This is a genomic window from Kitasatospora sp. NPDC032121 (assembly GCF_055580145.1).
On the sequence record NZ_JBVILX010000002.1, the window covers coordinates 336,938 to 359,537 of the forward strand.

Here is a 22,600-nt window from a genome sequence, read left to right on the forward strand (position 1 = left end):
ACCGGAGGGTGACGTTGCGCCAGCAGTCTGTGGTGTATTAGACCGCACGCACATCCGGGGGGCACGTGCCAACCGGGCGGAAGTGCACCTGGGAGGGGCGCGTGGGGACCGAACTCAACGGCCGCTGGGAGTCGGGGACGCACGCCTACAGCGTCTCCGACCCCTTCGGCCAGGGCCCGCTGCCCTGGCTGCGCAGCCCGGACCAGTACCTGGCCGGGGCGGAGGGCGCCGTCCCCTGGTACGTCTCGGTGGACGCGCCGGGCCAACAGCCGCTGGCCGCGGGGGCCCGGCCCAAGCCCACGGTCGGCAGCCCCCAGGGCGCCAACGACGTGGACCAGCAGATCAAGGGCTTCGCCTCGGCCGGGGTGGTCCGTCCCGGCGGCTCGGTGGACTTCCGGGTCACGGTGAACCCGCCCCGCGAGTTCACCGTGGACGTCTTCCGGATCGGCCACTACGGCGGCGACAACGCCCGCCACATGACGTCCAGCCCGCTGATCTCCGGCCTCGCCCAGCCCGCCCCGCTGGTGGTCGACCGGACGGTCTCCTGCCACCACTGGTGGCACTCCTGGCGGCTCCAGATCCCGGTGCACTGGAAGCCCGGCTCGTACGTCGCCGTGCTGACCACCGCCGACATGCTGCACCGCAGCCACATCCCGTTCACCGTCCGGGACTTCGAGGACCAGGCGCACACCGCCGAACTGCTCCTGGTGCTCCCGGACGTGACCTGGCAGGCGTACAACCTGTTCCCCGAGGACGGCCGCACCGGCGCCAGCCTCTACCACGCCTGGGACGGCCGGGGCGGCCTGGTCGGGGAGCCGGAGGCGGCCGTCACCGTCTCCTTCGACCGCCCGCACGCCACCGCCGGACTGCCGCTGCACGTCGGCCACGCGTACGACTTCATCCGCTGGGCCGAGCGCTACGGCTACGACCTCTCGTACGCGACCGCCACCGACCTGCACGCCGGCCTGGTGGACCCGTCCCGGCACCGGGCCCTGGTCTTCCCCGGCCACGACGAGTACTGGTCCGAGCCGATGCGCCGGGCCGCCGAGCGGGCCAGGGACGGCGGCACCTCGCTGGTGTTCCTCTCCGCCAACACCATGTACTGGCGGGTCGAGCTGTCCGCCGCCGCCTCCGGCGAGCCCAACCGGCTGCTCAACTGCCGCAAGCGGCAGAAGGTCCCTCCCGGCAGCCCGGCCGCCGGGGCGCCCGGCGCGGCCAGCGCGCTGTGGCGGGACGCGGGCGAGCCCGAGCAGCAGCTGCTCGGGGTGCAGTACTCGGGGCGGGTCGCCGCGCCCGTCCCGTTGGTCGCCCGGCACACCGCGCACTGGCTCTGGGACGGCACCGGTCTCCAGGAAGGCGACGAACTGCCCGGGCTGGTGGCCGGTGAGGCCGACCGCTACTACCCCAAGGTGGCGCTGCCGGACCACATCGAGCGGGTGCTGCTGGCACACTCGCCCTACCAGGACCTGTCCGGCCGCACCCGCTTCCAGGAGACCTCGCTGTACCGGGCGCCTAGCGGCGCGTACGTCTTCGCGGCCGGCACCTTCGCCTGGTCGCCCGCGCTGGGGCGCCCCGGCCTGACCGACGAACGGATCCAGCGGGCCACCGCCAACCTGCTGGACCGGCTCTGCAAGAACTAGCGCGGCGGCCGGGGAACCGGCGGCCCGGGAACCGGCGGACGGTGGCCGGGGAACCGGTGTTCGGCGGCCGTGAAAGACTGCGGGGGCAGTGACCTCCCCTTTCGCGGTGCCCCCGCCCGCGAACGACCCCTGAGGACTGAACACCTTGAGCGGATTTGTCACCAAGCCCGAGCCGGTCCAGGTACCCGGCCTGGTCCACCTGCACACCGGCAAGGTGCGCGACCTCTACCGCACCGAGTCGGGTGAACTGGTCATGGTGGCCAGCGACCGGACGTCCGCCCACGACTGGGTGCTGCCGAACGAGATCCCGGACAAGGGCCGCATCCTCACCCAGCTGTCGCTGTGGTGGTTCGAGCGGATCGCCGACATCGTCCCCAACCACGTGATCTCCACCGAGGTCCCGGTCGGCGCCCCGGCCGACTGGAAGGGCCGCACGCTGGTCTGCCGCAGCCTGGAGATGGTCCCGGTCGAGGCGGTCGCCCGCGGCTACCTGGCCGGCTCCGGCCTGGCCGAGTACAACGAGAGCCGCACGGTCTGCGGCATCGCGCTGCCGGAGGGCCTGGAGAACAGCTCCGAGCTGCCCGGCCCGATCTACACCCCGGCGCTCAAGGCCGAGGTCGGCGAGCACGACGAGAACGTCTCCTACGAGGAGACCGCCCGCCGGATCGGCGCCGAGCTGGCCGCCCAGCTGCGCCGCACCACCCTGGACGTCTACGCCCGGGCCCGGGACATCGCCCGCGAGCGCGGCATCATCCTGGCCGACACCAAGTTCGAGTTCGGCCTGCTGGAGGGCGAGCTGGTGATCGGCGACGAGGTGCTCACCCCGGACTCCTCCCGCTACTGGCCGGCCGACGACTACCAGCCGGGCCGCTCGCAGTCGTCCTTCGACAAGCAGCTGATCCGCGACTGGCTGGTCTCCCCGGCCTCCGGCTGGGACCGCCACAGCGAGCAGCCGCCGCCCGCGCTGCCGGCCGAGATCGTCGAGCGGACCCGCGCCAAGTACATCGAGGTGTACGAGCGGCTCACCGGGACCACCTGGGCCTGAGTCCGTCCGGACCGCCCGCGAGCGCCGGGGATCCCTCAGATCCAGCCGTGTTCGCGGGCGATCCGCACCGCCGCGTGCCGGTTCTCCGCGCCCAGCTTGGTGGCCGCCGAGGACAGGTAGTTGCGCACGGTGCCCTGGGAGAGCGAGGCCCGCTCGGCGATCCCGGCGATCGTGGTGCCGTCGGCGGCCAGCTCCAGGACGTCCGTCTCGCGCGGGGTCAGCGGGCTCTCGCCGGCGCTGATCGCGTCCGCCGCCAGCTCCGGGTCCACGTACCGGCCGCCGGAGCGCACGGTGCGGATGATGCCGGCCAGGTCCGCCGCCGAGACGGTCTTCGGCAGGAAGCCGCGGATCCCGACCTCCAGTGCCCGCTTCAGGTAGCCCGGGCGGCCGTGGCCGGTGACGATCATGCAGCGGCAGTCCGGCAGCACCACGCGCAGCTGGGCGGCCACCTCGATGCCGTCCTTGCCCGGCATCTGGAGGTCCAGCACCGCGACGTCCGGGCGGTGCGTCAGCGCCATCGCCAGCGCCTCCGGACCGGAGCCGGCCTGGGCGACCACCTCGATGTCGTCCTCCAGCGAGAGCAGCGCGGCCAGCGCGCCCCGGATCAGGTGCTCGTCATCGGCGAGCAGGACGCGGACGGGCGCGGCGTTGTCGGTCATCGGGCGGGCCTTCCTCAGCGGGGGAGCGGGACGGTGGCGAGCATCCGGAAGACGCCCGCCTCGGCGGCCGGTACGGTCAGCTCGCCGTCGTGGGCGGCGAGCCGCTCGCGCAGCCCGCGCAGCCCGGTGCCGCTGCCCTGGGAGGGGAACGGGACGTCGGGCACCCCGTCATTCTCCAGTTCCAGTACGGCCCGTCCGTCCTCGGTCCGCAGCCGGATCAGGCAGCGGCCGGCCTCGCTGTGCCGGAGCACGTTGGTGGTGGCCTCGCGGATCACCCAGCCGAACACCGACTGGACCGGGGGCGGCAGCTCGTCGGCGTGCTCGCCGAGGTCGATCTCGCAGGCGACGTCGGCCGAGCGCAGCACCGCCCGGGCGCCGATCGCCTCGGCGTGCAGGTCGGCGGTGCGGTAGCCGCGGATGACGTCCCGGACCTCGCGCTGCGACTCCTGGGCGATCTTCTGCACCTCGACCATCTGGTCGGCGGCCTCCTCGCGCCCCCGGCGGGCGAGCTGGACGGCGAGCTCGCTCTTGAGCGCGATGGTGGTGAGGTTGCGGCCCATCACGTCGTGCAGGTCGCGGGAGAAGCGCAGCCGCTCCTCGGCGACGGCCAGCCGGGACTGGGCCTCGCGGGCGGCGTCCAGCTCCCAGACCACCGAGGTCAGCCAGGCGAAGCTGCGGCAGGTCCCGCCGAGGATGGGCAGCATGACCAGGCAGCCGATCAGCAGTCCGGTGGTACCGGCGAGGCCGTACCCGGCCAGCACCATCGCCGGCGCGGTCAGCAGGAACCCGCCGAGGGCGGCCAGCGAGGCCTGGGCGATCGACAGTCCGATGGACGCCGGGCCGAAGGCGACGGCGAGCAGGAGGGCCGCCATCGTGGAGGTGAACGCCATCCCGGACCGGCCGTCCGCCCCGTCGGCGTGCGGTCCGAGCAGCAGGACGGCCCAGGAGCCGGCCACCGCGAACGCGCCGTTGACGGCCAGCCACCGCAGGTGGTCGGTGGGGCGCTTCAGGTAGTGGTCGAGCGAGGTGCGGCAGGCCCGCAGGCCCAGCAGCGTCGACGCGAGCGAGACCAGCAGGGCGATCCGGACCGTCCCGACGGAGTCCGGCAGGTCGGCCCGGGCCCCGGCGGAGAGCAGGGTGATCGGGAGCAGCAGCAGCGGCAGCGTGTAGAGCGACCAGCGGAAGTACAGCTCGGTGCGCCGGGGCTTGCTCAGGCTCGTCCAGCTGCGAAGCGGTGACCGCATTCTCAATTCTTCCGCCCCAGTTCGATCACGATCTTGCCGAATGTCTTCATATCAGAGGCACGGAAGGCGTTCATCCGTCGGATGAACGCCTTCCGTGCGCGGTGCCCTTCGGGTCAGCGGCGCGGCTCCCAGTGGAAGTAGCGCACCGCGCCCCAGACGGCCAGGCCCAGCCAGATGGTCCCGGTGACCAGGTGCGAGCCGGCGGCGCCCCAGGAGCCGGCGAAGCCGGTCGCGGCGGCCGAGCCGTCGGTGCCGAACCAGCCGACCCGGATCAGCTGGAAGGCGGGGGTGGTCGGCAGCAGGCGGCAGATGTCGGCCAGCTGCTTGGGCATGACCTCCAGCGGGACGAACAGGCCGGAGCCGAGCTGCATCACCAGCATGATCGGCAGGGTGGTGATGCCCGCGCTCTCCACGGTCTTGGTGAAGGCGCTGGACAGCGCGGCCAGGGCGATCATGGTGGCCAGTGCCAGCAGCAGGCCGACCAGCATCAGCACCGGGTTGACCGGCACGGCCAGGTGCAGGCCGAGGCTGCCGCCGATCCCGATCAGGGCGGCCATCATCAGGCCGAGCGCGAGCGAGGGGACGGCGGTGCCGAGCAGGATCTCGATGTCCCGGGCCTCGCCGGTGCGCAGCCGCTTGAGGACCAGCTCACCGCGCCGCCCGACGTACGCGGCGGTCAGGTTGTAGTACACGACGAAGGCCAGGATCATCCCGACCGAGCCGTAGACCAGCAGCGAGTCGACGTCCAGCCCGGGGTTGGACTCGGCCTGCTTCGACAGCGCGCTCTGGAGGGTGAAGACCAGCACCAGCGGCAGCACCAGGGCGGTGAACAGGGCCGTGCGGTTGCGCATCAGCAGGGTGGCCTCGGCCCGGCCGAGGGCGAGCAGTCGACGGACGGTGGTGCTCTGCGGACCGGCGGTGGCGGTGACGGCGGTGGGGGCGGCGGTGGTCATCGGGCGGATCCGATCAGGCGGCGGCGGGCGGGGCGGGTGGCGGCGGGCGCCTGCGGGGGGTTCTGGTGGGCGGCCTCGGAGGCGATCGCGAGGAAGGCCTCCTCCAGCGAGGCGCTGCGGGCGTCCAGGGCGCCGAGCGCGATCCCGTGCTGCCGGGCCCAGCCGAGCAGGTCGGTGAGGGTGTCCTGGAGCCCGAGGGTCTGCACGGTGACCCTGCGGCCCTCGACGCCGATCTCGGCCCCGGCCAGGACGGGCAGTGCCGTCCCGGTGAAGTCGGGGAGCTCGAAGCTGATCCGGGCGGGCCGGCCGGCGATCACCTCGGCGACGGTGCCGGAGGTGACGACCCGGCCGCCGTGCATGATGGCCAGCCGGTCGGCCAGCTCCTCGGCCTCCTCCAGGTAGTGCGTGGTGAGCAGCACCGTGGTGCCCTGGGCGCGCAGCTCGCGGACCAGCTGCCAGACGGCGGCGCGCGCCTCCGGGTCGAGACCGGTGCTCGGCTCGTCCAGGAAGAGCACCTCGGGGCGGCCGAGCAGGGCCATCGCGAGGTCCAGCCGGCGCTTCTCGCCGCCGGACAGCTGCTTGACCCGGACGTTCGCGCGGTGGCCGAGGCCGACCAGCTCCAGCGCCTCCGCCACCGGGCGGGCGCCGCTGGTCATCCCGGCCCAGGCGCGGCCGGTCTCGGCGGCGGTGAGCTCGCCGGGGAAGCCGCCCTCCTGGAGCATGATGCCGATCCGCGGGCGGACGGCGGCGCGCTCCTTGAAGGGGTCCCGGCCGAGCACCCGGACGGTGCCGCCGGTGGGGGCGGCCAGGCCCTCGATGACCTCCATGGTGGAGGTCTTGCCGGCCCCGTTGGTGCCGAGCAGGGCGAACAGCTCGCCGCGGCGGACGGTCAGGTCGACGCCGCGCACGGCGTGGTACCCGGAGGTGCCGCCGCCGTAGTGGCGGTGCAGGTCGGTGACCTCGATCACGTCGTCGCTGGGGCGGGAGGGCCGGCTCGTTTCCATGCCTCAAGCCTTCCGCCGACCGGGCCGCGCGGGCAGTGCGCACCGTCATGACATCGCGGTGCGGATGCACGGGTCGGCGATGACAAATGTCATGGGTCGTTTTGCCGGGGAATGCCGAAGGGCCCCCTCATCCGAGGGGGCCCTTCGTATCGGAGCGGACGACGAGATTCGAACTCGCGACCCTCACCTTGGCAAGGTGATGCTCTACCAACTGAGCCACGTCCGCAGGTCAAACTATTGAGTTGTGCTGTGCTCGCGCACTGCGAGCGGACGACGAGATTCGAACTCGCGACCCTCACCTTGGCAAGGTGATGCTCTACCAACTGAGCCACGTCCGCATGGTGCCTGGTGGGGCACCCGCCGCCTCTTCGGATCTCTCCGTTGCGGCGACGAGGAATACTCTACAGCATCTTTCGGGGTGGTCGCCCCACCCTTTCGGTCCGGGCGGGCGGGGCGACCGGGGAGCGGTGTCCCCGCGGGGCTCAGTTCGCCTCGGCGAACGCCTCGTACACGTGCTTGGGGATGCGGCCGCGGGCCGGCAGTTCCATCCCGCGGGACAGCGCCCAGGCGCGGACGGCGGCCGGGTCCGGGGTGAGGGCCGTGCGGCGGAAGGACTTTCCGGTGCGGCTCTGGCGGCGGCCGGCGGCGACGAACGGCGCGAGGGCCTCCCGCAGCTTTTCCGCGTTGTCCACGGACAGGTCGATCTCGTACGACTTCCCGTCGACGCCGAAGTGGACGGTTTCCGCGGCGGCGCCGCCGTCCAGGTCGTCGGAGAGCGTGACAACTACACGCTGAGCCATGGGTGTCAATCCTCTCGGGCAATTCGGCCGCCGGTCCGAGGGGGTACCGAGGCCTGATGTGCACCAACTCGCGCAAGCACGTACGGGCAGGCCGGGTGGCCCGCCTGATACGCAGCACTTGCCGCGACAGGTGGCCCCTATTCTGCACCCGAAGGGGGCCGAAATCGAAGAGTCCGGCATTTTTTTCCGGATATTCACGTCTCTTCGCGGGACTGCGGGATACCGATGTGCGGGACGGGCGGATCTGTCCCCAAGTGCCGTATTCGGGTGTTCTCCCGGCGGCGTCGTTCCGGGGGCCGAATCCGGGGAAACCGGCCGGCCCGGGTCGGTGACGAGGGGCCTGGATCCCTTGCGGCGTAAGGGTCTGGAGTCTACGCGCGTCGCTATCCCCGGCCAGCAATCCTGCCCGAAACCACGGGTAGTCTGGGGTTCCCCCGCCTCACCGAAGACACCACCGGGAGTGCCAGTGGCACGCGTCGTAGTCGACGTCATGCTCAAGCCGGAGATCCTCGACCCCCAGGGACAGGCGGTGCAGCGCGCACTGCCCCGTCTCGGATTCACCGGGATCGCCGACGTCCGCCAGGGCAAGCGTTTCGAGCTGGATGTGGAGGGCCCGGTCGACGACGCGGCGCTCGCCCGTATCCGCGAAGCCGCCGAGACCTTTCTCGCCAACACCGTGATCGAGGACTTCACCGTCCGGGTCGAGGAGGAGGGCAAGTGACCACCCGCGTCGGCGTCGTCACTTTCCCCGGCTCCCTCGACGACCGCGACGCCCAGCGGGCGGTCCGTCTCGCCGGCGCCGAGCCGGTCGCCCTCTGGCACCGTGACAAGGATCTCCACCAGGTCGACGCCGTCGTCCTGCCGGGCGGATTCAGTTACGGCGACTATCTGCGCTGCGGTGCGATCTCCCGCTTCTCGCCGGTGATGGAGACCGTCATCGAGCAGGCGAAGCTCGGAATGCCGGTGCTCGGTATCTGCAACGGCTTCCAGGTGCTGTGCGAATCGCACCTGCTGCCCGGTGCGCTCCACCGGAACGACTCGCTGCACTTCATCTGCCGCGACCAGAAGCTGCGCATCGAGAACGCCGGCACGGCCTGGACCCGGGATTACTCGGCGGGCCAGGAAATCGTCGTCCCGCTGAAGAACGGCGAGGGCCGCTTCGTCGCCGACGAGCGGGTGCTGGACGAACTGGAGGCGGAGGGCCGGGTCGTCGCCCGTTACCTCGACGTCAACCCGAACGGTTCGTACCGCGACATCGCCGGCATCACCAACGGCGCCGGCAATGTCGTCGGCCTGATGCCGCACCCGGAGCACGCCGTGGAGCCGCTCACCGGTCCGACCACCGAGGGCCTGGGCTTCTTCACTTCCGTCCTGAAGCAGCTGGTGAACGCCTGATGAGCCTCGACACCGTCAAGACCGCCGAGCAGACCCCGGACGCCGCCCAGCCCTGGGCCGAACTCGGCCTCAAGCAGGACGAGTACGCCCGCATCCGGGAGATCCTCGGCCGCCGCCCGACCGGCGCCGAACTCGCCATGTACTCGGTCATGTGGTCGGAGCACTGTTCGTACAAGAGCAGCAAGGTCCACCTGAAGCAGTTCGGCGAGAAGAAGCCGGATTCGGACGCGATGCTCGTCGGCATCGGCGAGAACGCCGGCGTCGTCGACGTCGGCCAGGGCTACGCGGTCACCTTCAAGGTCGAGTCGCACAACCACCCGTCGTACATCGAGCCCTACCAGGGCGCGGCCACCGGCATCGGCGGCATCGTGCGCGACATCCTGGCGATGGGCGCCCGCCCGGTCGCCGTGATGGACCCGCTGCGCTTCGGAGCGGCCGACCACCCGGACACCCGGCGCGTGCTGCCCGGGATCGTCGCGGGCATCGGCGGCTACGGCAACTGCCTGGGTCTGCCGAACATCGGCGGCGAGGTCGTCTTCGACTCCTGCTACCAGGGCAACCCGCTGGTCAACGCGCTGTGCGTGGGCGTCATGAAGCACGAGGACATCCACCTCGCGCAGGCCTCCGGCGCCGGCAACAAGGTCATCCTGTACGGCGCCCGCACCGGTGGCGACGGCATCGGCGGCGTCTCGGTGCTCGCCTCCGAGACCTTCGACGACACCAAGCCGGCCAAGCGCCCGGCCGTCCAGGTCGGCGACCCGTTCCAGGAGAAGCTCCTGATCGAGTGCACCCTGGAGATCTTCCGGGAGAAGCTCGTCAAGGGCATCCAGGACCTCGGCGGGGCCGGCCTGTCCTGCGCCACCAGCGAGCTGGCCTCGGCCGGCTCCGGCGGCATGCGGATCGAGCTCGACACCGTGCACCTGCGCGACCACACGCTCTCGCCGGAGGAGATCCTCATGAGCGAGTCGCAGGAGCGCATGTGCGCGATCGTGGAGCCCGACAAGGTCGACCGCTTCCTGGAGATCTGCGAGAAGTGGGACGTCATCGCCAACGTCATCGGTGAGGTGACCGACGGCGAGCGCCTGGAGATCTACTGGCACGGCGAGCTCGTGGTGGACGTCCCGCCGCGCACCGTCGCCCACGAGGGCCCGACCTACCAGCGTCCGTACGCCCGTCCGAGCTGGCAGGACGCGCTGCAGGCCGACGCCCCGACCGCCGAGCGGCTGGCCCGCCCGACCACCGGCGAGGGCCTCAAGGCCGACCTGCTGAAGGTCACCAGCCACCCGAACCAGGCCTCCAAGTCCTGGATCACCAACCAGTACGACCGCTACGTGCTGGGCAACACCGTGCTCGCCTCCGGCGAGGACTCGGGCATGATCCGGATCGACGAGGAGACCAACCTCGGCGTCTCGGTCGCCACCGACGGCAACGGCCGCTTCGCCAAGCTGGACCCGTACACCGGCGCCCAGCTGGCCCTGGCCGAGGCGTACCGCAACGTCGCGGCCGGCGGTGCCAAGCCGCTCGCCGTCTCCGACTGCCTCAACTTCGGCTCCCCCGAGGACCCGGACGTGATGTGGCAGTTCGCCGAGGCCACCCGTGGCCTGGCCGACGCCTGCCTGGTGCTCGGCACCCCGGTCACCGGCGGCAACGTCTCGCTGTACAACCAGACCGGCGAGGTCGCCATCCACCCGACCCCGGTGGTCGCGGTGCTCGGCGTCATCGACGACGTCACCCGGCGCACCCCGCTGGCCTTCGCCGAGGAGGGGCAGCTGCTCTACCTGCTCGGCGACACGGCGGACGAGCTCGGCGGCTCGGCCTGGTCGCAGGCGGTCCACGACCACCTCGGCGGTCTGCCGCCCAAGGTGGATCTGGAGCGCGAGCGGCTGCTCGGCGAGATCCTGATCGCCGCCTCGCGCGACGGCATGATCGACGCCGCGCACGACCTGTCCGACGGCGGTCTCGGCCAGGCGCTGGTGGAGAGCTGCCTCAAGGGCGGTCACGGTGCGCGCATCGTCGTGCCCGAGGGCCAGGACCCGTTCGTCCTGCTGTTCTCGGAGTCGGCCGGCCGCGCCGTCGTGGCGGTGCCGCGCAGCGAGGAGCTCCGGTTCAACGACATGTGCACCGCGCGCGGCCTGCCGGCCACCCGGATCGGTGTCGTGGACGGCGACAGCCTGGACGTCCAGGGCCAGTTCAGCGTCTCGCTGGCGGAACTGACGCAGGCTCACACCGGCGTCATCGAGGCCCTGCTGGCCTGACGCACGGTACCTGAGGGGCGGGCGGTTCTCTGGTGAACCACCCGCCCCTCGGCGTATGTTGACGCCCATGCCTGCCAAGTCCCGTACGTATCAGCCGCAGAAGGTGAGCGCCGCCTTGGTGGCGCAGAGCGAGGCGGTGCGCGATGTCGTGCACCGGCTGACGGATTCCGACCTCGACCGGACGACCCGGCTCGGCGCCTGGAAGGTGCGCGAGCTGGTGACCCACGTGAGCCTGGCGCTGAGCCAGCTGCTGGGCGTGCTGAACTCGCCGGAGCCGGACGGGCCGGCGCTCCCGCTGGCCGACTACGCGGCGATGGCCGCGACGATGGCCGAGTTCGTCGACAGCGCGACCACGGAGCACGCGGAGATCGGCTTCGCCGGCTCGGCCAAGGAAGTGGCCGCCGAGTTCGACCGGTCGCTCGACGCCGTGCGGGCGGTGCTCGACGGGCCGGCCGTGGCGGACCCGGAGCGGAAGGTCACCTTCCTGACCGGACATCCGATGCTCCTGACCGAGTACCTGGTGTCCCGGCTGGTCGAGGCCGTGGTGCACGCCGACGACCTGTCCGACGCGCTCGGCCTGGACGCCTTCCCGCACGACCCCCAGGCCCTCGCCGCCGTCTCCCGGATGCTGGCCGACGCCCTCGCCGGGCAGGTGCCCGGCGGCGCGGTCGAGCTGCGGGTCCCGCCGTACGCGGTGGTCCAGGCGGTGCCGGGGCCGAAGCACACCCGGGGCACCCCGCCCAACGTGGTGGAGACCGATCCGCTGACCTGGATCCGGCTGGCCACCGGCCGGCTCGACTGGGCGGCGGCGGTGGAGTCGGCCAAGGTGTCCGCCTCGGGGGAGCGCAGCGACCTGCGGGCCTACCTGCCGGTGCTCGGCTAGGACTTCGGCCGGCGGGCCGTCCGGATCCCGTCAGGGGACGGACGGCCCGCTGAGGTACACGCCCTCCGCCGAGTACGGCCAGGCGTTGGGCGCGCAGCCCTTGAGGCCGTAGATCTGCTGCATCATCGCGGGCGCGGGCTTGCCCTCGCCCGGGCAGCTCTCGTGGCCGTGGCCGATCCGGTGGCCCACCTCGTGGTTGACGATCAGCGCCCGGTACTCCTCCAGCGGTCCGCTGAACTGGGGTGAACCGGTGTTCCAGCGCTTGGAGTTGACGAGCACCTGGTTGCCGACGTTGCAGTTGACCTCGCCGTGGGTGTCCAGGCCGGAGGCGCCGCAGATCCGGTCCACGGTGGCCGGGGAGGCGATCTTCACGGTGAAGTCGTACGGGCCGCTCGCGACCAGCTGGAAGCCGTTCTTGTGGTCGTTGGTCCAGCCGCGCTTGTCGCCGAGGATGCCGTGGATCTGCGCGGCGGCGGTCGGGGCGTCGATGCCGATGCCGTCCTCGACCTCCACCCGGTAGCGGCGCACGTTGCCGCGCCCGACCGGTTTGGCGGTGGCGGGGGCGACGGTGAAGGTGCCCGCGCCCTTGGTGGGGCCGGGGTCGGGGCCGGCGGGGGCGGGCGGTGCCACGGGCGGCGGGGTGTCGTCCGGGGGCGGGGTCGGCTCCGGCGGGGCCGTGGCGGTCTGTTCGGCCGGCGGGGCGACCCGCGCCTGGGTGGTCGGGGTGGCGGCCGGGGTTCCCCCCGGGCGGTTCAGCACGACCGCCGTGGCGCCCAGCACCAGCGCGGAGAGCACCAGCGCCATGAGCATGCCAGGACCGACTCTGCGCCGCGGTCGGCGGCGTCGGCGACCGCCCTTCCGGGGCGGTGCGGTGCGCCTGCCGACGGATCGGGCTGCGGACATGATCTTCACACTGGCACGGCGAACGGGTGAATGTCTACGTGCCTGGTGGGAGAGGTTCGCCGCCCCGGGGACGGTGCTCCGTCCGGGACGGCGGTTGACCCCTGCGTCTCGGGTGGCAGACTTCAGGGCATGGCGATTCACAGGAATCTTCTCGACGGTCCCGAACCGACCCTCCTCCCGGAGGAGGAGCGCCCCTACCGGATGCTCGCGGAGGAGTCGGCCTCCCCGACCCAGGTGGCGGCCGAGTTCCCGGCCTTCTGCCTGGCCTGGGCGATGCTCGCCGACGACGCCTTCGCGGCCGGCCGGTACGTCGAGTCGTACGCCTACGCCCGTACCGGCTACCACCGTGGCCTGGACGCGCTGCGGCGCAACGGCTGGAAGGGCCACGGCCCGGTGCCGTGGGAGCACCGCGGCAACCGCGGCTTCCTGCGCTGCCTGGCGGGGCTCGCCCGGGCGGCCGGCGCGATCAAGGAGACCGAGGAGGAGGCCCGCTGCTGGCAGTTCCTGAAGGACAGCAGCGCGGAGGCGTACGCGGAGCTCAAGCAGTAACCACCCCCGACGTGACGGGTGCCCCCGGCGGTTTCTCCGCCGGGGGCACCCGTGTTTTCACGCTCGGGGCGAGAGTTCGCACGCTCGCGACGCGGGTTCGCACGCTCGGGGCGCGCACTTCCGCGCTCGCGGCGCGGACCTCACTTCAGACGCTTGCCCGCCGAACGCAGCTGCTCGGCGGCCTCGACCACGCGGGCGGCCATGCCGGCCTCGGCCAGCTTGCCCCAGGTGCGCGGGTCGTAGGTGCTCTTCTTGCCGACCTCGCCGTCGACCTTCAGCACGCCGTCGTAGTTGGCGAACATGTGGCCGGCCACCGGGCGGGTGAAGGCGTACTGGGTGTCGGTGTCCAGGTTCATCTTCACGACGCCGTTCTCCAGCGCGGTGGCGATCTCCTCGGCGCTCGAACCCGAGCCGCCGTGGAAGACGAAGTCGAACGGGTCGGTCTTGCCGTACTGCTTGCCGATCGCGTCCTGGAGCTCGCGCAGCAGCTCCGGCTTCAGCACGACGTTGCCCGGCTTGTACACGCCGTGCACGTTGCCGAAGGAGGCGGCCAGCAGGTAGCGGCCCTTCTCGCCCAGGCCCAGCGCCTCGGCGGTGCGCACGGCGTCGTTGACGGTGGTGTACAGCTCGTCGTTGATCTCGTGGGTGACGCCGTCCTCCTCGCCGCCGGTCGGGGTGATCTCGACCTCGAGGATGATCTTGGCGGCGGCGGCCTGGGCCAGCAGCTCCTGGGCGATGGCCAGGTTGTCGGAGAGGGTCTCGGCCGAGCCGTCCCACATGTGCGACTGGAACAGCGGGTTCCGGCCCTTGGCCACGCGCTCGGCGGAGACCGCCAGCAGCGGGCGGACGTAGCCGTCCAGCTTGTCCTTCGGGCAGTGGTCGGTGTGCAGCGCGACGGTGACGTCGTACTTGGCGGCGACGATGTGGGCGAACTCGGCGAGCGCGACGGCGCCGGTCACCATGTCCTTGTTGTGCTGGCCGCCCAGGAACTCCGCGCCACCGGTCGAGATCTGGATGATGCCGTCGCTCTCGGCCTCGGCGAAACCACGCAGCGCGGCGTGCAGGGTCTGCGACGACGTGACGTTGATGGCCGGGTAGGCGAACTTGCCCGCCTTGGCCCGGTCCAGCATCTCGTTGTAGACCTCGGGAGTTGCGATGGGCATGCGATCCGCTCCTGTCGGGTTGCGGCGTACGGACGGTGCTGTCCGACGCTGTGTACGCCTTCGTGACGACTCCGTGCCGGCCCGCCGACGCGCGGCGTTGCGGTGTGGCTCTCCGGCACGTTCGAGGCGACCTCCGCGGTACGGCCATGAGGGTGGTGTGCCGTTGCGGACCGGACGCCTGTGCCATCTTCCCAGACTCGTGCCCGCAGGTCAGCAGGAGCCCGGCATGCGGAACGGCGCACGGCACGGGCGCACAGCGGGCTCCGGGCGGGCTGCGGGCGGGTTCCGGGCAGCCCCGACGGGGGCCGGGAGCGCTCCCGGCCGGGCACCGCGGGCGCGGTGCGCCCGCTTCGCCGGCAAGGTGCGCCCGCTATCCTGCGCCCGTGGACTACAACCAGCTGGCCGTCAACCTGCTCGACGCCAAATCCCTGATCTCGTCCCTCGGCGCCATCGGGCTGATCGCGATCATCTTCGCGGAGACCGGCCTGCTGGTCGGCTTCTTCTTCCCGGGCGACTCGCTGCTCATCCTCGCGGGTGTCGCCGCCTCGAACGCCGCCTCCTCGGTGCTCGGCGACGGTGCCAAGCTGCCGATCGCCGTGCTGCTGATCGGCTGCCCGATCGCGGCGATCGCCGGCGCCCAGCTCGGGCACCTGATCGGTGCCAAGGTCGGGCCGAAGATGTTCGACAAGCCCGATTCGAAGATCTTCCGCCGCGAGTACGTGGTGAAGGCGGAGGAGTACTTCAACAAGTTCGGCTCCGGCAAGGCCGTGGTGCTGGCCCGCTTCATGCCGATCATCCGCACCTTCCTGAACCCGGTCGCCGGCACCCTGGAGATGCCCGCCCGGACCTTCTTCGTCTGGAACGTGGTCGGCGGCGTGCTGTGGACCGAGTCCATGCTGCTGATCGGCTACTTCTTCGGTGACGCGCTCGCCCCGGTGATCGACAAGTACCTGATCCCGGCGGTGCTGCTGATCGTCCTGCTGTCGATCTCGCCGATCCTGGTCGAGGTCATGCGCGAGCGGAAGAAGAAGCGGGCCGGCGGTGCCGAGGCCGCCGGCGAGAGCCAGGTCCAGGTCGGCAACGGCCGGCACCGGCGGGGCTGAGGCCGACACCGGCCCCGGCGGGGCCGGGCGTCCGCCGCTCCGGACACGACGGAGGGCCGGTGCTGTTTCACGTGAAACAGCACCGGCCCTCCGCCGTTCGTCGTACCGGGCGGGGTCAGAGACCCAGGTCGTCCAGGGTGTACGCGGTCACGTACTCCAGGCCCTCGGCCTCGACGGCGGCCGCGCCGCCGCGCTCCACGATCACCGCGACGCCGACCACCTCGGCGCCCGCCTCACGCAGCGCCTCCACGGCGGTCAGCACCGAGCCGCCGGTGGTGGAGGTGTCCTCGACGGCCAGCACCCGGCGGCCCTTGACCTCCGGGCCCTCGATCCGGCGCTGGAGGCCGTGGGCCTTGCCGGTCTTGCGGACCACGAAGGCGTCCAGCTGCTGCCCGCGCGCGGCGGCGGCGTGCAGCATCGAGGCGGCCACCGGGTCGGCACCCAGGGTCAGACCGCCGACGGCGTCGTACTCCAGGTGCGAGGTCGCGTCCAGCATCACCCGGCCGACCAGCGGGGCGGCCACGCCGTCCAGCGTGATCCGGCGCAGGTCGACGTAGTAGTCGGCCTCCTTGCCGGAGGAGAGGGTGACCTTGCCGTGCACGACGGCCTTGTCCTTGATCTGTGCCAGCAGGGCGTCGCGGTCGTTGCTCATGAGCGTTCAGTCTAGGCCCTGGTGGTCCCGGCGGCTCTCCGGGCTCAGCGCCGGCGCAGCGCCCTGACCAGCACCACGGCACCGCCCAGCAGCGCCACCGAGCCGCCGATCACCCACGGCACCGCGTTGCGGCCGCCGGTGCCCGGCACCACGATCCCACCGGCCTCGCCGCCCCAGCGGGACGCCGCCCGGGCCCGCGCGCTGCGGGCGGGCAGCGCCGGGGCGTACGGGCCGCGCGGCGGGGCGTGGTCCACCTCCTCGGCGGACCGGCCGACGATGCTGCGGCGCACCGGGCCGGAGAGCACCGGCTCGTCCTCGTACGCGAAGAGCGGCTCGGCGGGGAGTTCCTCGGCGACGCCGTCCCGCTCGGCGGAGCCGTCCGCGCCCTCGCCGTCGACGTCGTCCTCGTCGTCGTCGTCGGAACCGGTGGGCAGACCGAAGCGCTCGGCGTCGGCGTCGGAGAAGGCGATCAGGTCGGAGAGGTCGTCGTCCAGGTCGTCACCGGGCTGGTCCTGGTGCTCCTCGATGAAGACCACACCGGCGTCCGCCCCGGCGGGGGCGTCGTCGTCCTCCTCCTGGTCCTCGTCCTGGTCCTGCGGCTGCTCGTCCTCCGGGGCGACCAGCGCGGCGGCGAACCTGTCCAGCAGACGGCGGCCGGTGGCGTCGAGGGTCTCCTCGTCGAACTCGGTCAGCCGGCCGGTGGCGCTCAGGTCACCGGTGAAGCGGATCGCCGCGGTGCCGTCCTCGGGGCCGTCCGCGACGCTGACCCGGACCGTGGCGGTCACCTCGCCGCTGCCCCGGGCCTCCTCGCCCTCGGCGAGCACCGTCAGCACGCCCTCCCGGCCCTCGATCAGCGACAGCACGCCCTTGTACGTGATCGTGGAGCCGCCGACCCGCAGCTTCAGCCGGCCGCTGATCTCCTCGGCCGCACCGGCGCCGACCGCGGCCGGCTCGGTGCTCAGCCCCGGCACACTCCGCGCCAGCAGCGCCGGATCCTGCAAGGCCTGCCGCACCAGCTCGGCGGACATCGGGACGACAACCTCATGCTCCATGCCACGGAGCCTACCGACTGCCCCCCGCCCGGTCCCTACCCACCACCATCCGATTTTCCCGACCCCGCCTGTTCCCTTGGCCGTCGCACCACCGCCCCGGCCCGGAGGCGGGGGTCGTGGCGCGGCCCGCCGCACCCGCCGTGCCGGGAGCCCGTTCTCCTCCGCCCCGTCGCCGCTTCGGCGGGGCCGGAGCGGCGCCGGCGTCGTGCGGCCCTCAGCGTGGGCCGAGGAGGGTGAGGGCGGCCGGGGGGTGGGTGGGGCGGAGGGCGGTGAGGCGGGCGGTGGTGGTGCGGAGCGTGTCGGGGGTGAGGGCGCGGGGTGGCGGGGCGTCGGGGGCGAGGGTGAGCCGGGGGCGGTCGGCGGCGGCGAGGAGGAAGTTCAGGGCGTCGCCCGGCGGGCCGGGCCGGCAGGTGGCGGTGGGGCTGTCCGGGACGGCGTACGGGGCGGTCTGGAGGCCCGCCGCGCGCAGGCCGGACTCGACCTGCCAGAGGCCGTCCGGGTCGCTCCCGGCCCGGACGGCGATCCGCCCGCCGGGGGAGAGCAGCCGGGTGGCGAGGCCGTAGAACTCCTGGGAGTGGAACTTGACCGGCCCGCCGTCGGCCGGGGCCGGGAGGTCGGCGAGCACCACGTCGTACGGCTCGTCCCCGCCGGGGGCGTCGGCGCCGCGCAGCCAGGCCAGCGGGTCGGCCGCGGTGGTGCGGACCCGGGGGTCGTCCAGCGCGTGGCCGTCGAGGGCGGCGAGCCCGGGGTCGGTGCGGGCCAGTCGGGGGAGGACGGGGTCCGCGTCGACCAGCCGGACGGTGCGGACGCCCCGGTGCCGCAGCACCTCCCGCAGGGCGGTCCCGTCGCCGCCGCCGAGCAGCAGGACCCGGGTGTCCGGGCCGGCCGCCATGGCGGGGTGGACCAGGCCCTCGCTGCTCCGGTACTCGTCGGGCCCGCAGACCGCGAGCCGGCCGTCCAGGTAGAGCCGGAGGGGGCCCTCGGCGGGGCCGGTGAGCACGATCTCCTGGTGCCGGCTGCGGATCGCGTAGCGGACCTGGTCGCCGTACAGGGCGTGCCGGGCGGCGCGTTCGACGGCCTCGGACCCGGCCGCGGCCGCGGCGAGCAGGCCGAGGACCAGCAGGCAGCCGCCCCACAGCAGCCGGCGCATCCGGGGGGCCGGTTCCTCGCGGAACAGCCAGAGCACCACGGCGGCCCCGGCGACGGCGTTGACGGCGCCGGTGAGCAGCGCGCCGTCGCCCGGCCCGAGGGCGGGCAGGATCAGGAACGGGAAGGCGAGGCCGCCGATCAGCGCGCCCACGTAGTCGGCGGCGAACAGGTCGGCGACGGCCCGCCCGGCGTCCTCGCGCCGGATCCGCTGGATGAGGGTCATCAGCAGGGGGATCTCGGCGCCGATCAGGATGCCGATCAGGCAGGTGAGGCCGACCATGGCGGACTGGTAGCGGCCGAGCCAGGCCCAGCAGGAGTAGAGCGCGAGGACGGAGAGTCCGCCGGTGAGCGCGAGCGCGCACTCGACGGCGGCGAAGGCGGTGGCGGGCCGGCTGGTGAGCCGTTTGGCGAGCAGTGAGCCGAGGCCCATCGCGAACACCATGACGGAGAGCACGACGGAGGTTTGGGTGACCGTGTCCCCGAGCAGGTAGTCGCCGAGCGCCACGAGTTCGAGCTCGTAGACGAGTCCGCAGGCCGCGCAGACGAACGCGGCCAGCAGGACGGCCAGGCGGGCGAGCCGGGGGCGGGAGCGCAGCCGGGATGGACGGCGGGCGGGCAGGAGTGGGGCGAGGCCTCGCCCGGACCGGGGTGGGGCGCCGTCGTCGAGGTCCACTCGCGGGCGTGCGGGCGGACCGGCCGGATGGTTGATCACGAACAAACGCTAGGGGACGTGCGGGACGGATCGCTGCGCCCATCCGACGGACAGTGGGCGACGTCGGATTGACGAACCGTTCCTGCGTACGATTCGCAGGCCCGCGCTGGACGGCCTATGGCCGGATCGGTGTTCCGGTCCGGGCTTCGGGCGGTCATCCCCCGGACACCACCAGCGAGGAGCGGGTGCACACCAGCTGCCCCTCCTGCGGGTAGGCGTGCCAGGTGCGCCAGAGCAGCCGGTCCGCGCCGCCCTGGGTGACCAGCGCGGTGAAGGCGCTCGGGTCGCCCGGGAAGACCCCGGCGAGGCCGCGCGGGTGCCCCTCGACGAGGGCCAGCAGCTCCTGGGCGCGGGCCGCGAAGTCGTGCGGCGGCAGCGCCTCGATGCGGGCGGCGAACTCGTACTCCCAGCCGCAGACCTGCTTGGCCACCCGGGCCGGCAGCGGGGTGCGGCGGCCGGGCAGGCAGGCGACGGTCTCCAGGCACTGGCCGGGGCCCGCGTCGATCACCACCTGGTGGGAGGCGCCCAGCAGGCGCAGCTGGAGGGTGCCGGACGTGCCCGGGCGGCCGCCTCCGTCGAGTCTCAGGTCGCGGACGGCGAGCGCGGGCAGTGGGTCGCCGCCGAGGCACCAGGCGAGGTCACCGGCGCGGGTGTCCGTGTAGGAGGTCTGCAGTGTGGTGAGCATGCTCGGCTCCGCGTTTCAGCTCCGTGCGCGCCCGCCGAGCAGCAGCGACTAGGCCTAGGTGATGGCGAGGCTGTTCGTGGCTGTGCGGCCCTGGGCGCGGCCGACCGTGGAAGGAAGGATTCCGGCTGGAGATTCAGCAGCAGAGAAGCACGAATACGCCGGGTCCGCCGGTGATTTACCCAACTTTGTCAAGCATTCACCGTTTAGAGCACATCTGCTTCCCGGGTCTGATCGAGTCCATGTGCGAGTCTGCACAGCGCGCGCCCCTATCACCGGATCGTGCGCCGTGCGCGCCGGGTGTGCGCTGTTCGGGTGCAGCACACACCGCCGCCCTCCGGGCGCAGGGCGTGGAGGGCGGCGGGGGAACGCCTGGAGGGGCGGCCAGGATGTCTCGATTGAGGCAAACAGGCAAGCCGATCAAGGAAGTTGATGATCCATCAGAACTGGTGTCGGGTCATCGACGATTCTGTTCGAAGGAAGTGAAAGGGGGCGTGCGGCCCCTCACAGGCGCCGTAGACGGGTGACGGCCTCCCGAAGAACCTCGTCCTTTTTGCAGAAAGCGAAGCGGACCAGGCTACGGCCGGCGTCCACGTCGTCGTAGAACACCGCGTTCGGAATGGCGACGACGCCGCAACGGCCGGGCAGGGCACGGCAGAACTCGATGCCGTCCTTCTCGCCGAGCGGGGTGATGTCGGTGGTGACGAAGTACGTGCCCTCGGGCGTGAAGGCGCGGAAGCCGGCCGCGCCGAGGCCGTCGACCAGCAGGTCGCGCTTGCGCAGCAGGTCGGCGCGGAGGGTGTCGAAGTAGGCGTCGGGCAGCCGCAGCGCCTCCGCGACGGCGTACTGGAAGGGGCCGGCGCTGACGTAGGTGAGGTACTGCTTCGCGGTGCGCACGGCCGCGACCAGGTCCGGGCTCGCGGTGACCCAGCCGACCTTCCAGCCGGTGAAGGAGAAGGTCTTGCCGGCCGAGGAGATGGTGACGGTGCGCTCGCGCATGCCGGGCAGTGCGGCGATCGGGTGGTGGACGGCGCCGAAGACGAGGTGCTCGTAGACCTCGTCGGTGATGACCAACAGGTCGTGTTCGACGGCGAGTTCGGCGATGCCGCGCAGTTCCTCGGCGGTGAGGACGGTGCCGGTGGGGTTGTGCGGGGTGTTGATCAGCAGCAGCCGGGTGCGCGGGGTGATCAGGGCGCGCAGCTCGTCGAGGTCGGGGCGGAAGGTCGGGGCCCGCAGGGTGAGCGGGACGCGGGTGGCGCCGGCCATGGCGATGCAGGCCGCGTAGGAGTCGTAGAAGGGTTCGAGGGCGATCACCTCGTCGCCGGGCTCCAGCAGGGCCAGCAGGGCGGCGGCGATGGCCTCGGTGGCGCCGGCGGTGACCAGCACCTCGGTGTCGGGGTCGTACGAGAGGCCGTGGAAGCGCTGCTGGTGCTCGGCGATCGCGGTGCGCAGTTCGGGGATGCCGGGGCCGGGCGGGTACTGGTTGCCGCGGCCCTCGCGCAGGGCCCGTACGGCCGCCTCGCGGACCTCCTCGGGCCCGTCGGTGTCCGGGAAGCCCTGGCCGAGGTTGATCGAGCCGGTGGCCGTGGCCAGCGCGGACATCTCGGCGAAGATCGTCGTGCCCATCCCGGCCAGTCGGCGGTTCAGCAGTGGCCTGGTACCCATCGGTGGCTCCTCACGGCTCGTCGTCAGGGTCATCCTGGGACAGCCGGGAGCCGGGGACAAGAACGGCCCGCCACCGGCGCGGAGGCGGTGGCGGGCCGGACCGGAGTGCCGGGAGCGGGATCAGGCCTCGTCGGTGCCCTCGGGGCCCTCGCCGTCCTCGCCCTCGATCTCGTTCTGGAGGCCGAGGCGCTCGACGATCCACTGCTCGAAGCCGACCGCGGCCTGGGTCCAGTTGGCGGTGGTGGTGACGAAGTAGTCCAGGTTGACGCCGGTGCCGACGATCATCTGGGCCTCGCCGATCAGGCGGACCACGCCGTCCTCGTGGGTGTGGGTGTACACCTTGGGCCAGAGGGTCTCGCGGTTCCACTCGTCGATCAGGTCGAGGATCTCGCCCTTCTTCTCCAGCGGGTAGGCGCGGTCGTAGAAGGCGCGGACCGCGAAGAGCTCCTTCTGCTCGCCGCGGAACATGTAGTAGACGCGGAAGCCCTCCCAGGGGGCGGTGAGGTCGCCCTCCTCGTCCACGACGTGCTTGAGCTGCATCTGGTCCAGCAGCTGGGTGACCAGGGCCTGGTCCGGGACGATGACCGGCGGCGGGCCGGCCGGCCGACCGCCCTGGCCGCCGGGCTGGCCGCCCTGGGGAACGCCGAAGGACGGGATGGACGACGGGTCGATGCTCATGGGGGTCCTCTTCCTCAGTGCACGTGGTGGCCGGCAATGAGAGGCCGCCCTTTCCACCTCCCATCCTGCCTCATTCGGGGCTTCGCTCACAGGGGCAGCCGGGGGTGTGTGGATCTTCGTCCGGTGTTCGTCCCCCCGTTCTTCCCGGCGTTCTTCCCCCGGTTCTCCCGGGTGCCGTCCGGCGGTTCCGGCGGCGGGTCCAAGGGGTGGCGGTCACGCAGGGTGCGCGGGGCGGGGGCGGGCCGTCCGCGCCGGGCGCGTGAGCCACGTCACGCGCCCGGCGCGCCGGTTCGGCTGCCGCGCCGGCCGGTTGCGGTTAGCGTGCGACGGCACTCGCTTCGATCAAATCCCGGCCCGACCGGGGGAGTTGGGCCGTCCTGAGGTGGACTGTCCGGAATTGAGGGGGGAACAGGC

The 22,600-nt window shown here is 72.5% G+C and carries 21 protein-coding genes and 2 tRNA genes; 8 read left to right on the top strand and 15 right to left on the bottom strand.

Translation table 11 applies throughout. The features are described from left to right. Positions 1–101: 101 nt before the first annotated feature. Together ACZ5OX_RS07350 and ACZ5OX_RS07355 are read left to right on the top strand one after the other, a co-directional pair. Positions 102–1,640 carry a N,N-dimethylformamidase beta subunit family domain-containing protein gene (locus tag ACZ5OX_RS07350; RefSeq protein ID WP_465629104.1) on the top strand — a complete coding sequence of 513 codons (1,539 nt, stop codon included), beginning with the start codon at positions 102–104 and terminating at the stop codon, positions 1,638–1,640. Between the two features lie 145 nt (positions 1,641–1,785). After that, positions 1,786–2,685 carry a phosphoribosylaminoimidazolesuccinocarboxamide synthase gene (locus ACZ5OX_RS07355; protein ID WP_465629105.1) on the top strand — a complete coding sequence of 300 codons (900 nt, stop codon included), beginning with the start codon at positions 1,786–1,788 and terminating at the stop codon, positions 2,683–2,685. Positions 2,686–2,720: 35 nt separating this feature from the next. On the opposite strand, the gene ACZ5OX_RS07360 is transcribed toward ACZ5OX_RS07355, so the two are convergent. The 7 genes from ACZ5OX_RS07360 to ACZ5OX_RS07390 form a co-directional block, all read right to left on the bottom strand. Continuing rightward, positions 2,721–3,344: a response regulator gene (locus ACZ5OX_RS07360; protein ID WP_465629106.1), complete on the bottom strand. Its 624-nt coding sequence runs from the start codon at positions 3,342–3,344 to the stop codon at positions 2,721–2,723. A 14-nt stretch (positions 3,345–3,358) separates the two neighbouring features. Continuing rightward, the gene (locus ACZ5OX_RS07365) at positions 3,359–4,588 is read right to left on the bottom strand and encodes a sensor histidine kinase (protein ID WP_465629107.1); all 1,230 of its coding nucleotides are present in this window, start codon (positions 4,586–4,588) and stop codon (positions 3,359–3,361) included. A 113-nt stretch (positions 4,589–4,701) separates the two neighbouring features. After that, positions 4,702–5,541 carry an ABC transporter permease gene (locus ACZ5OX_RS07370; protein WP_465629108.1) on the bottom strand — a complete coding sequence of 280 codons (840 nt, stop codon included), beginning with the start codon at positions 5,539–5,541 and terminating at the stop codon, positions 4,702–4,704. Further along, positions 5,538–6,545 carry an ABC transporter ATP-binding protein gene (locus ACZ5OX_RS07375; protein WP_465629109.1) on the bottom strand — a complete coding sequence of 336 codons (1,008 nt, stop codon included), beginning with the start codon at positions 6,543–6,545 and terminating at the stop codon, positions 5,538–5,540. The genes ACZ5OX_RS07370 and ACZ5OX_RS07375 overlap by 4 nt, the downstream gene beginning before the upstream one ends. Positions 6,546–6,698: 153 nt before the next feature. Further along, positions 6,699–6,771: transfer RNA gene (locus ACZ5OX_RS07380), tRNA-Gly, on the bottom strand. Between the two features lie 39 nt (positions 6,772–6,810). Continuing rightward, positions 6,811–6,883: transfer RNA gene (locus ACZ5OX_RS07385), tRNA-Gly, on the bottom strand. 144 nt (positions 6,884–7,027) lie between these two features. After that, positions 7,028–7,345: a histone-like nucleoid-structuring protein Lsr2 gene (locus ACZ5OX_RS07390; protein ID WP_030056585.1), complete on the bottom strand. Its 318-nt coding sequence runs from the start codon at positions 7,343–7,345 to the stop codon at positions 7,028–7,030. Positions 7,346–7,811: 466 nt separating this feature from the next. On the opposite strand from ACZ5OX_RS07390, the gene purS reads away from it, so the two are divergent. The 4 genes from purS (at position 7,812) to ACZ5OX_RS07410 (ending at position 11,878) form a co-directional block, all read left to right on the top strand. Then, positions 7,812–8,066: a phosphoribosylformylglycinamidine synthase subunit PurS gene (gene purS / locus ACZ5OX_RS07395; protein WP_049654013.1), complete on the top strand. Its 255-nt coding sequence runs from the start codon at positions 7,812–7,814 to the stop codon at positions 8,064–8,066. Beyond that, the gene (purQ, locus tag ACZ5OX_RS07400; RefSeq protein WP_465629110.1) at positions 8,063–8,740 is read left to right on the top strand and encodes a phosphoribosylformylglycinamidine synthase subunit PurQ; all 678 of its coding nucleotides are present in this window, start codon (positions 8,063–8,065) and stop codon (positions 8,738–8,740) included. Before purS ends, purQ begins: the two co-directional genes overlap by 4 nt. After that, positions 8,740–10,995 carry a phosphoribosylformylglycinamidine synthase subunit PurL gene (gene purL, locus ACZ5OX_RS07405; protein WP_465629111.1) on the top strand — a complete coding sequence of 752 codons (2,256 nt, stop codon included), beginning with the start codon at positions 8,740–8,742 and terminating at the stop codon, positions 10,993–10,995. Before purQ ends, purL begins: the two co-directional genes overlap by 1 nt. A 67-nt stretch (positions 10,996–11,062) precedes the next feature. After that, entirely contained in the window at positions 11,063–11,878 is an 816-nt protein-coding gene (locus ACZ5OX_RS07410; protein WP_465629112.1) for a maleylpyruvate isomerase family mycothiol-dependent enzyme, read from the top strand. 30 nt (positions 11,879–11,908) lie between these two features. Here the strand turns inward: ACZ5OX_RS07410 and ACZ5OX_RS07415 are convergent, their stop codons facing one another. After that, positions 11,909–12,688 carry a DUF3152 domain-containing protein gene (locus tag ACZ5OX_RS07415; RefSeq protein WP_465629113.1) on the bottom strand — a complete coding sequence of 260 codons (780 nt, stop codon included), beginning with the start codon at positions 12,686–12,688 and terminating at the stop codon, positions 11,909–11,911. 222 nt (positions 12,689–12,910) lie between these two features. On the opposite strand from ACZ5OX_RS07415, the gene ACZ5OX_RS07420 reads away from it, so the two are divergent. After that, positions 12,911–13,330: a DUF3151 domain-containing protein gene (locus tag ACZ5OX_RS07420; RefSeq protein WP_449787840.1), complete on the top strand. Its 420-nt coding sequence runs from the start codon at positions 12,911–12,913 to the stop codon at positions 13,328–13,330. Between the two features lie 140 nt (positions 13,331–13,470). Here ACZ5OX_RS07420 and fbaA read toward each other — a convergent pair whose 3' ends face one another. After that, entirely contained in the window at positions 13,471–14,493 is a 1,023-nt protein-coding gene (gene fbaA / locus ACZ5OX_RS07425) for a class II fructose-bisphosphate aldolase (RefSeq protein ID WP_465629114.1), read from the bottom strand. A 383-nt stretch (positions 14,494–14,876) separates the two neighbouring features. Here fbaA and ACZ5OX_RS07430 point away from each other — a divergent pair, with 383 nt between their 5' ends. Beyond that, positions 14,877–15,596, top strand: a complete 720-nt coding sequence (locus tag ACZ5OX_RS07430) for a DedA family protein (RefSeq protein ID WP_449787839.1) — start codon at positions 14,877–14,879, stop codon at positions 15,594–15,596. A 115-nt stretch (positions 15,597–15,711) separates the two neighbouring features. Here ACZ5OX_RS07430 and pyrE read toward each other — a convergent pair whose 3' ends face one another. The 6 genes from pyrE to ACZ5OX_RS07460 all read right to left on the bottom strand — a co-directional run bounded on the left by pyrE (position 15,712) and on the right by ACZ5OX_RS07460 (position 22,186). Next, entirely contained in the window at positions 15,712–16,248 is a 537-nt protein-coding gene (gene pyrE / locus ACZ5OX_RS07435) for an orotate phosphoribosyltransferase (protein ID WP_392868562.1), read from the bottom strand. Between the two features lie 44 nt (positions 16,249–16,292). After that, positions 16,293–17,300 carry a CoxG family protein gene (locus ACZ5OX_RS07440; protein ID WP_465629115.1) on the bottom strand — a complete coding sequence of 336 codons (1,008 nt, stop codon included), beginning with the start codon at positions 17,298–17,300 and terminating at the stop codon, positions 16,293–16,295. A gap of 214 nt (positions 17,301–17,514) precedes the next feature. After that, entirely contained in the window at positions 17,515–19,161 is a 1,647-nt protein-coding gene (locus tag ACZ5OX_RS07445) for a polyamine aminopropyltransferase (RefSeq protein WP_465629116.1), read from the bottom strand. A gap of 154 nt (positions 19,162–19,315) precedes the next feature. Then, the gene (locus tag ACZ5OX_RS07450; RefSeq protein WP_465629117.1) at positions 19,316–19,846 is read right to left on the bottom strand and encodes a DUF2617 family protein; all 531 of its coding nucleotides are present in this window, start codon (positions 19,844–19,846) and stop codon (positions 19,316–19,318) included. A 501-nt stretch (positions 19,847–20,347) separates the two neighbouring features. Continuing rightward, positions 20,348–21,508 (bottom strand): pyridoxal phosphate-dependent aminotransferase, encoded by a 1,161-nt coding sequence (locus ACZ5OX_RS07455; RefSeq protein ID WP_465629118.1) that lies wholly within the window; start codon positions 21,506–21,508, stop codon positions 20,348–20,350. A 120-nt stretch (positions 21,509–21,628) separates the two neighbouring features. After that, positions 21,629–22,186 (bottom strand): type III secretion system chaperone family protein, encoded by a 558-nt coding sequence (locus ACZ5OX_RS07460; protein ID WP_465629119.1) that lies wholly within the window; start codon positions 22,184–22,186, stop codon positions 21,629–21,631. Positions 22,187–22,600 lie beyond the last annotated feature (414 nt).

What these genes read in the sequence shown, in the direction of transcription:
- fbaA (WP_465629114.1), bottom strand. Translation starts at nt 14,493, where the DNA reads ATGCCCATCGCAACTCCCGAGGTCTACAACGAGATGCTGGACCGGGCC.
- ACZ5OX_RS07370 (WP_465629108.1), bottom strand. Translation starts at nt 5,541, where the DNA reads ATGACCACCGCCGCCCCCACCGCCGTCACCGCCACCGCCGGTCCGCAG.
- ACZ5OX_RS07365 (WP_465629107.1), bottom strand. Translation starts at nt 4,588, where the DNA reads ATGCGGTCACCGCTTCGCAGCTGGACGAGCCTGAGCAAGCCCCGGCGC.
- ACZ5OX_RS07455 (WP_465629118.1), bottom strand. Translation starts at nt 21,508, where the DNA reads ATGGGTACCAGGCCACTGCTGAACCGCCGACTGGCCGGGATGGGCACG.
- ACZ5OX_RS07360 (WP_465629106.1), bottom strand. Translation starts at nt 3,344, where the DNA reads ATGACCGACAACGCCGCGCCCGTCCGCGTCCTGCTCGCCGATGACGAG.
- ACZ5OX_RS07410 (WP_465629112.1), top strand. Translation starts at nt 11,063, where the DNA reads ATGCCTGCCAAGTCCCGTACGTATCAGCCGCAGAAGGTGAGCGCCGCC.
- pyrE (WP_392868562.1), bottom strand. Translation starts at nt 16,248, where the DNA reads ATGAGCAACGACCGCGACGCCCTGCTGGCACAGATCAAGGACAAGGCC.
- purL (WP_465629111.1), top strand. Translation starts at nt 8,740, where the DNA reads ATGAGCCTCGACACCGTCAAGACCGCCGAGCAGACCCCGGACGCCGCC.
- ACZ5OX_RS07440 (WP_465629115.1), bottom strand. Translation starts at nt 17,300, where the DNA reads ATGGAGCATGAGGTTGTCGTCCCGATGTCCGCCGAGCTGGTGCGGCAG.
- ACZ5OX_RS07450 (WP_465629117.1), bottom strand. Translation starts at nt 19,846, where the DNA reads ATGCTCACCACACTGCAGACCTCCTACACGGACACCCGCGCCGGTGAC.
- ACZ5OX_RS07415 (WP_465629113.1), bottom strand. Translation starts at nt 12,688, where the DNA reads ATGCTCATGGCGCTGGTGCTCTCCGCGCTGGTGCTGGGCGCCACGGCG.
- ACZ5OX_RS07460 (WP_465629119.1), bottom strand. Translation starts at nt 22,186, where the DNA reads ATGAGCATCGACCCGTCGTCCATCCCGTCCTTCGGCGTTCCCCAGGGC.
- ACZ5OX_RS07420 (WP_449787840.1), top strand. Translation starts at nt 12,911, where the DNA reads ATGGCGATTCACAGGAATCTTCTCGACGGTCCCGAACCGACCCTCCTC.
- ACZ5OX_RS07390 (WP_030056585.1), bottom strand. Translation starts at nt 7,345, where the DNA reads ATGGCTCAGCGTGTAGTTGTCACGCTCTCCGACGACCTGGACGGCGGC.
- ACZ5OX_RS07375 (WP_465629109.1), bottom strand. Translation starts at nt 6,545, where the DNA reads ATGGAAACGAGCCGGCCCTCCCGCCCCAGCGACGACGTGATCGAGGTC.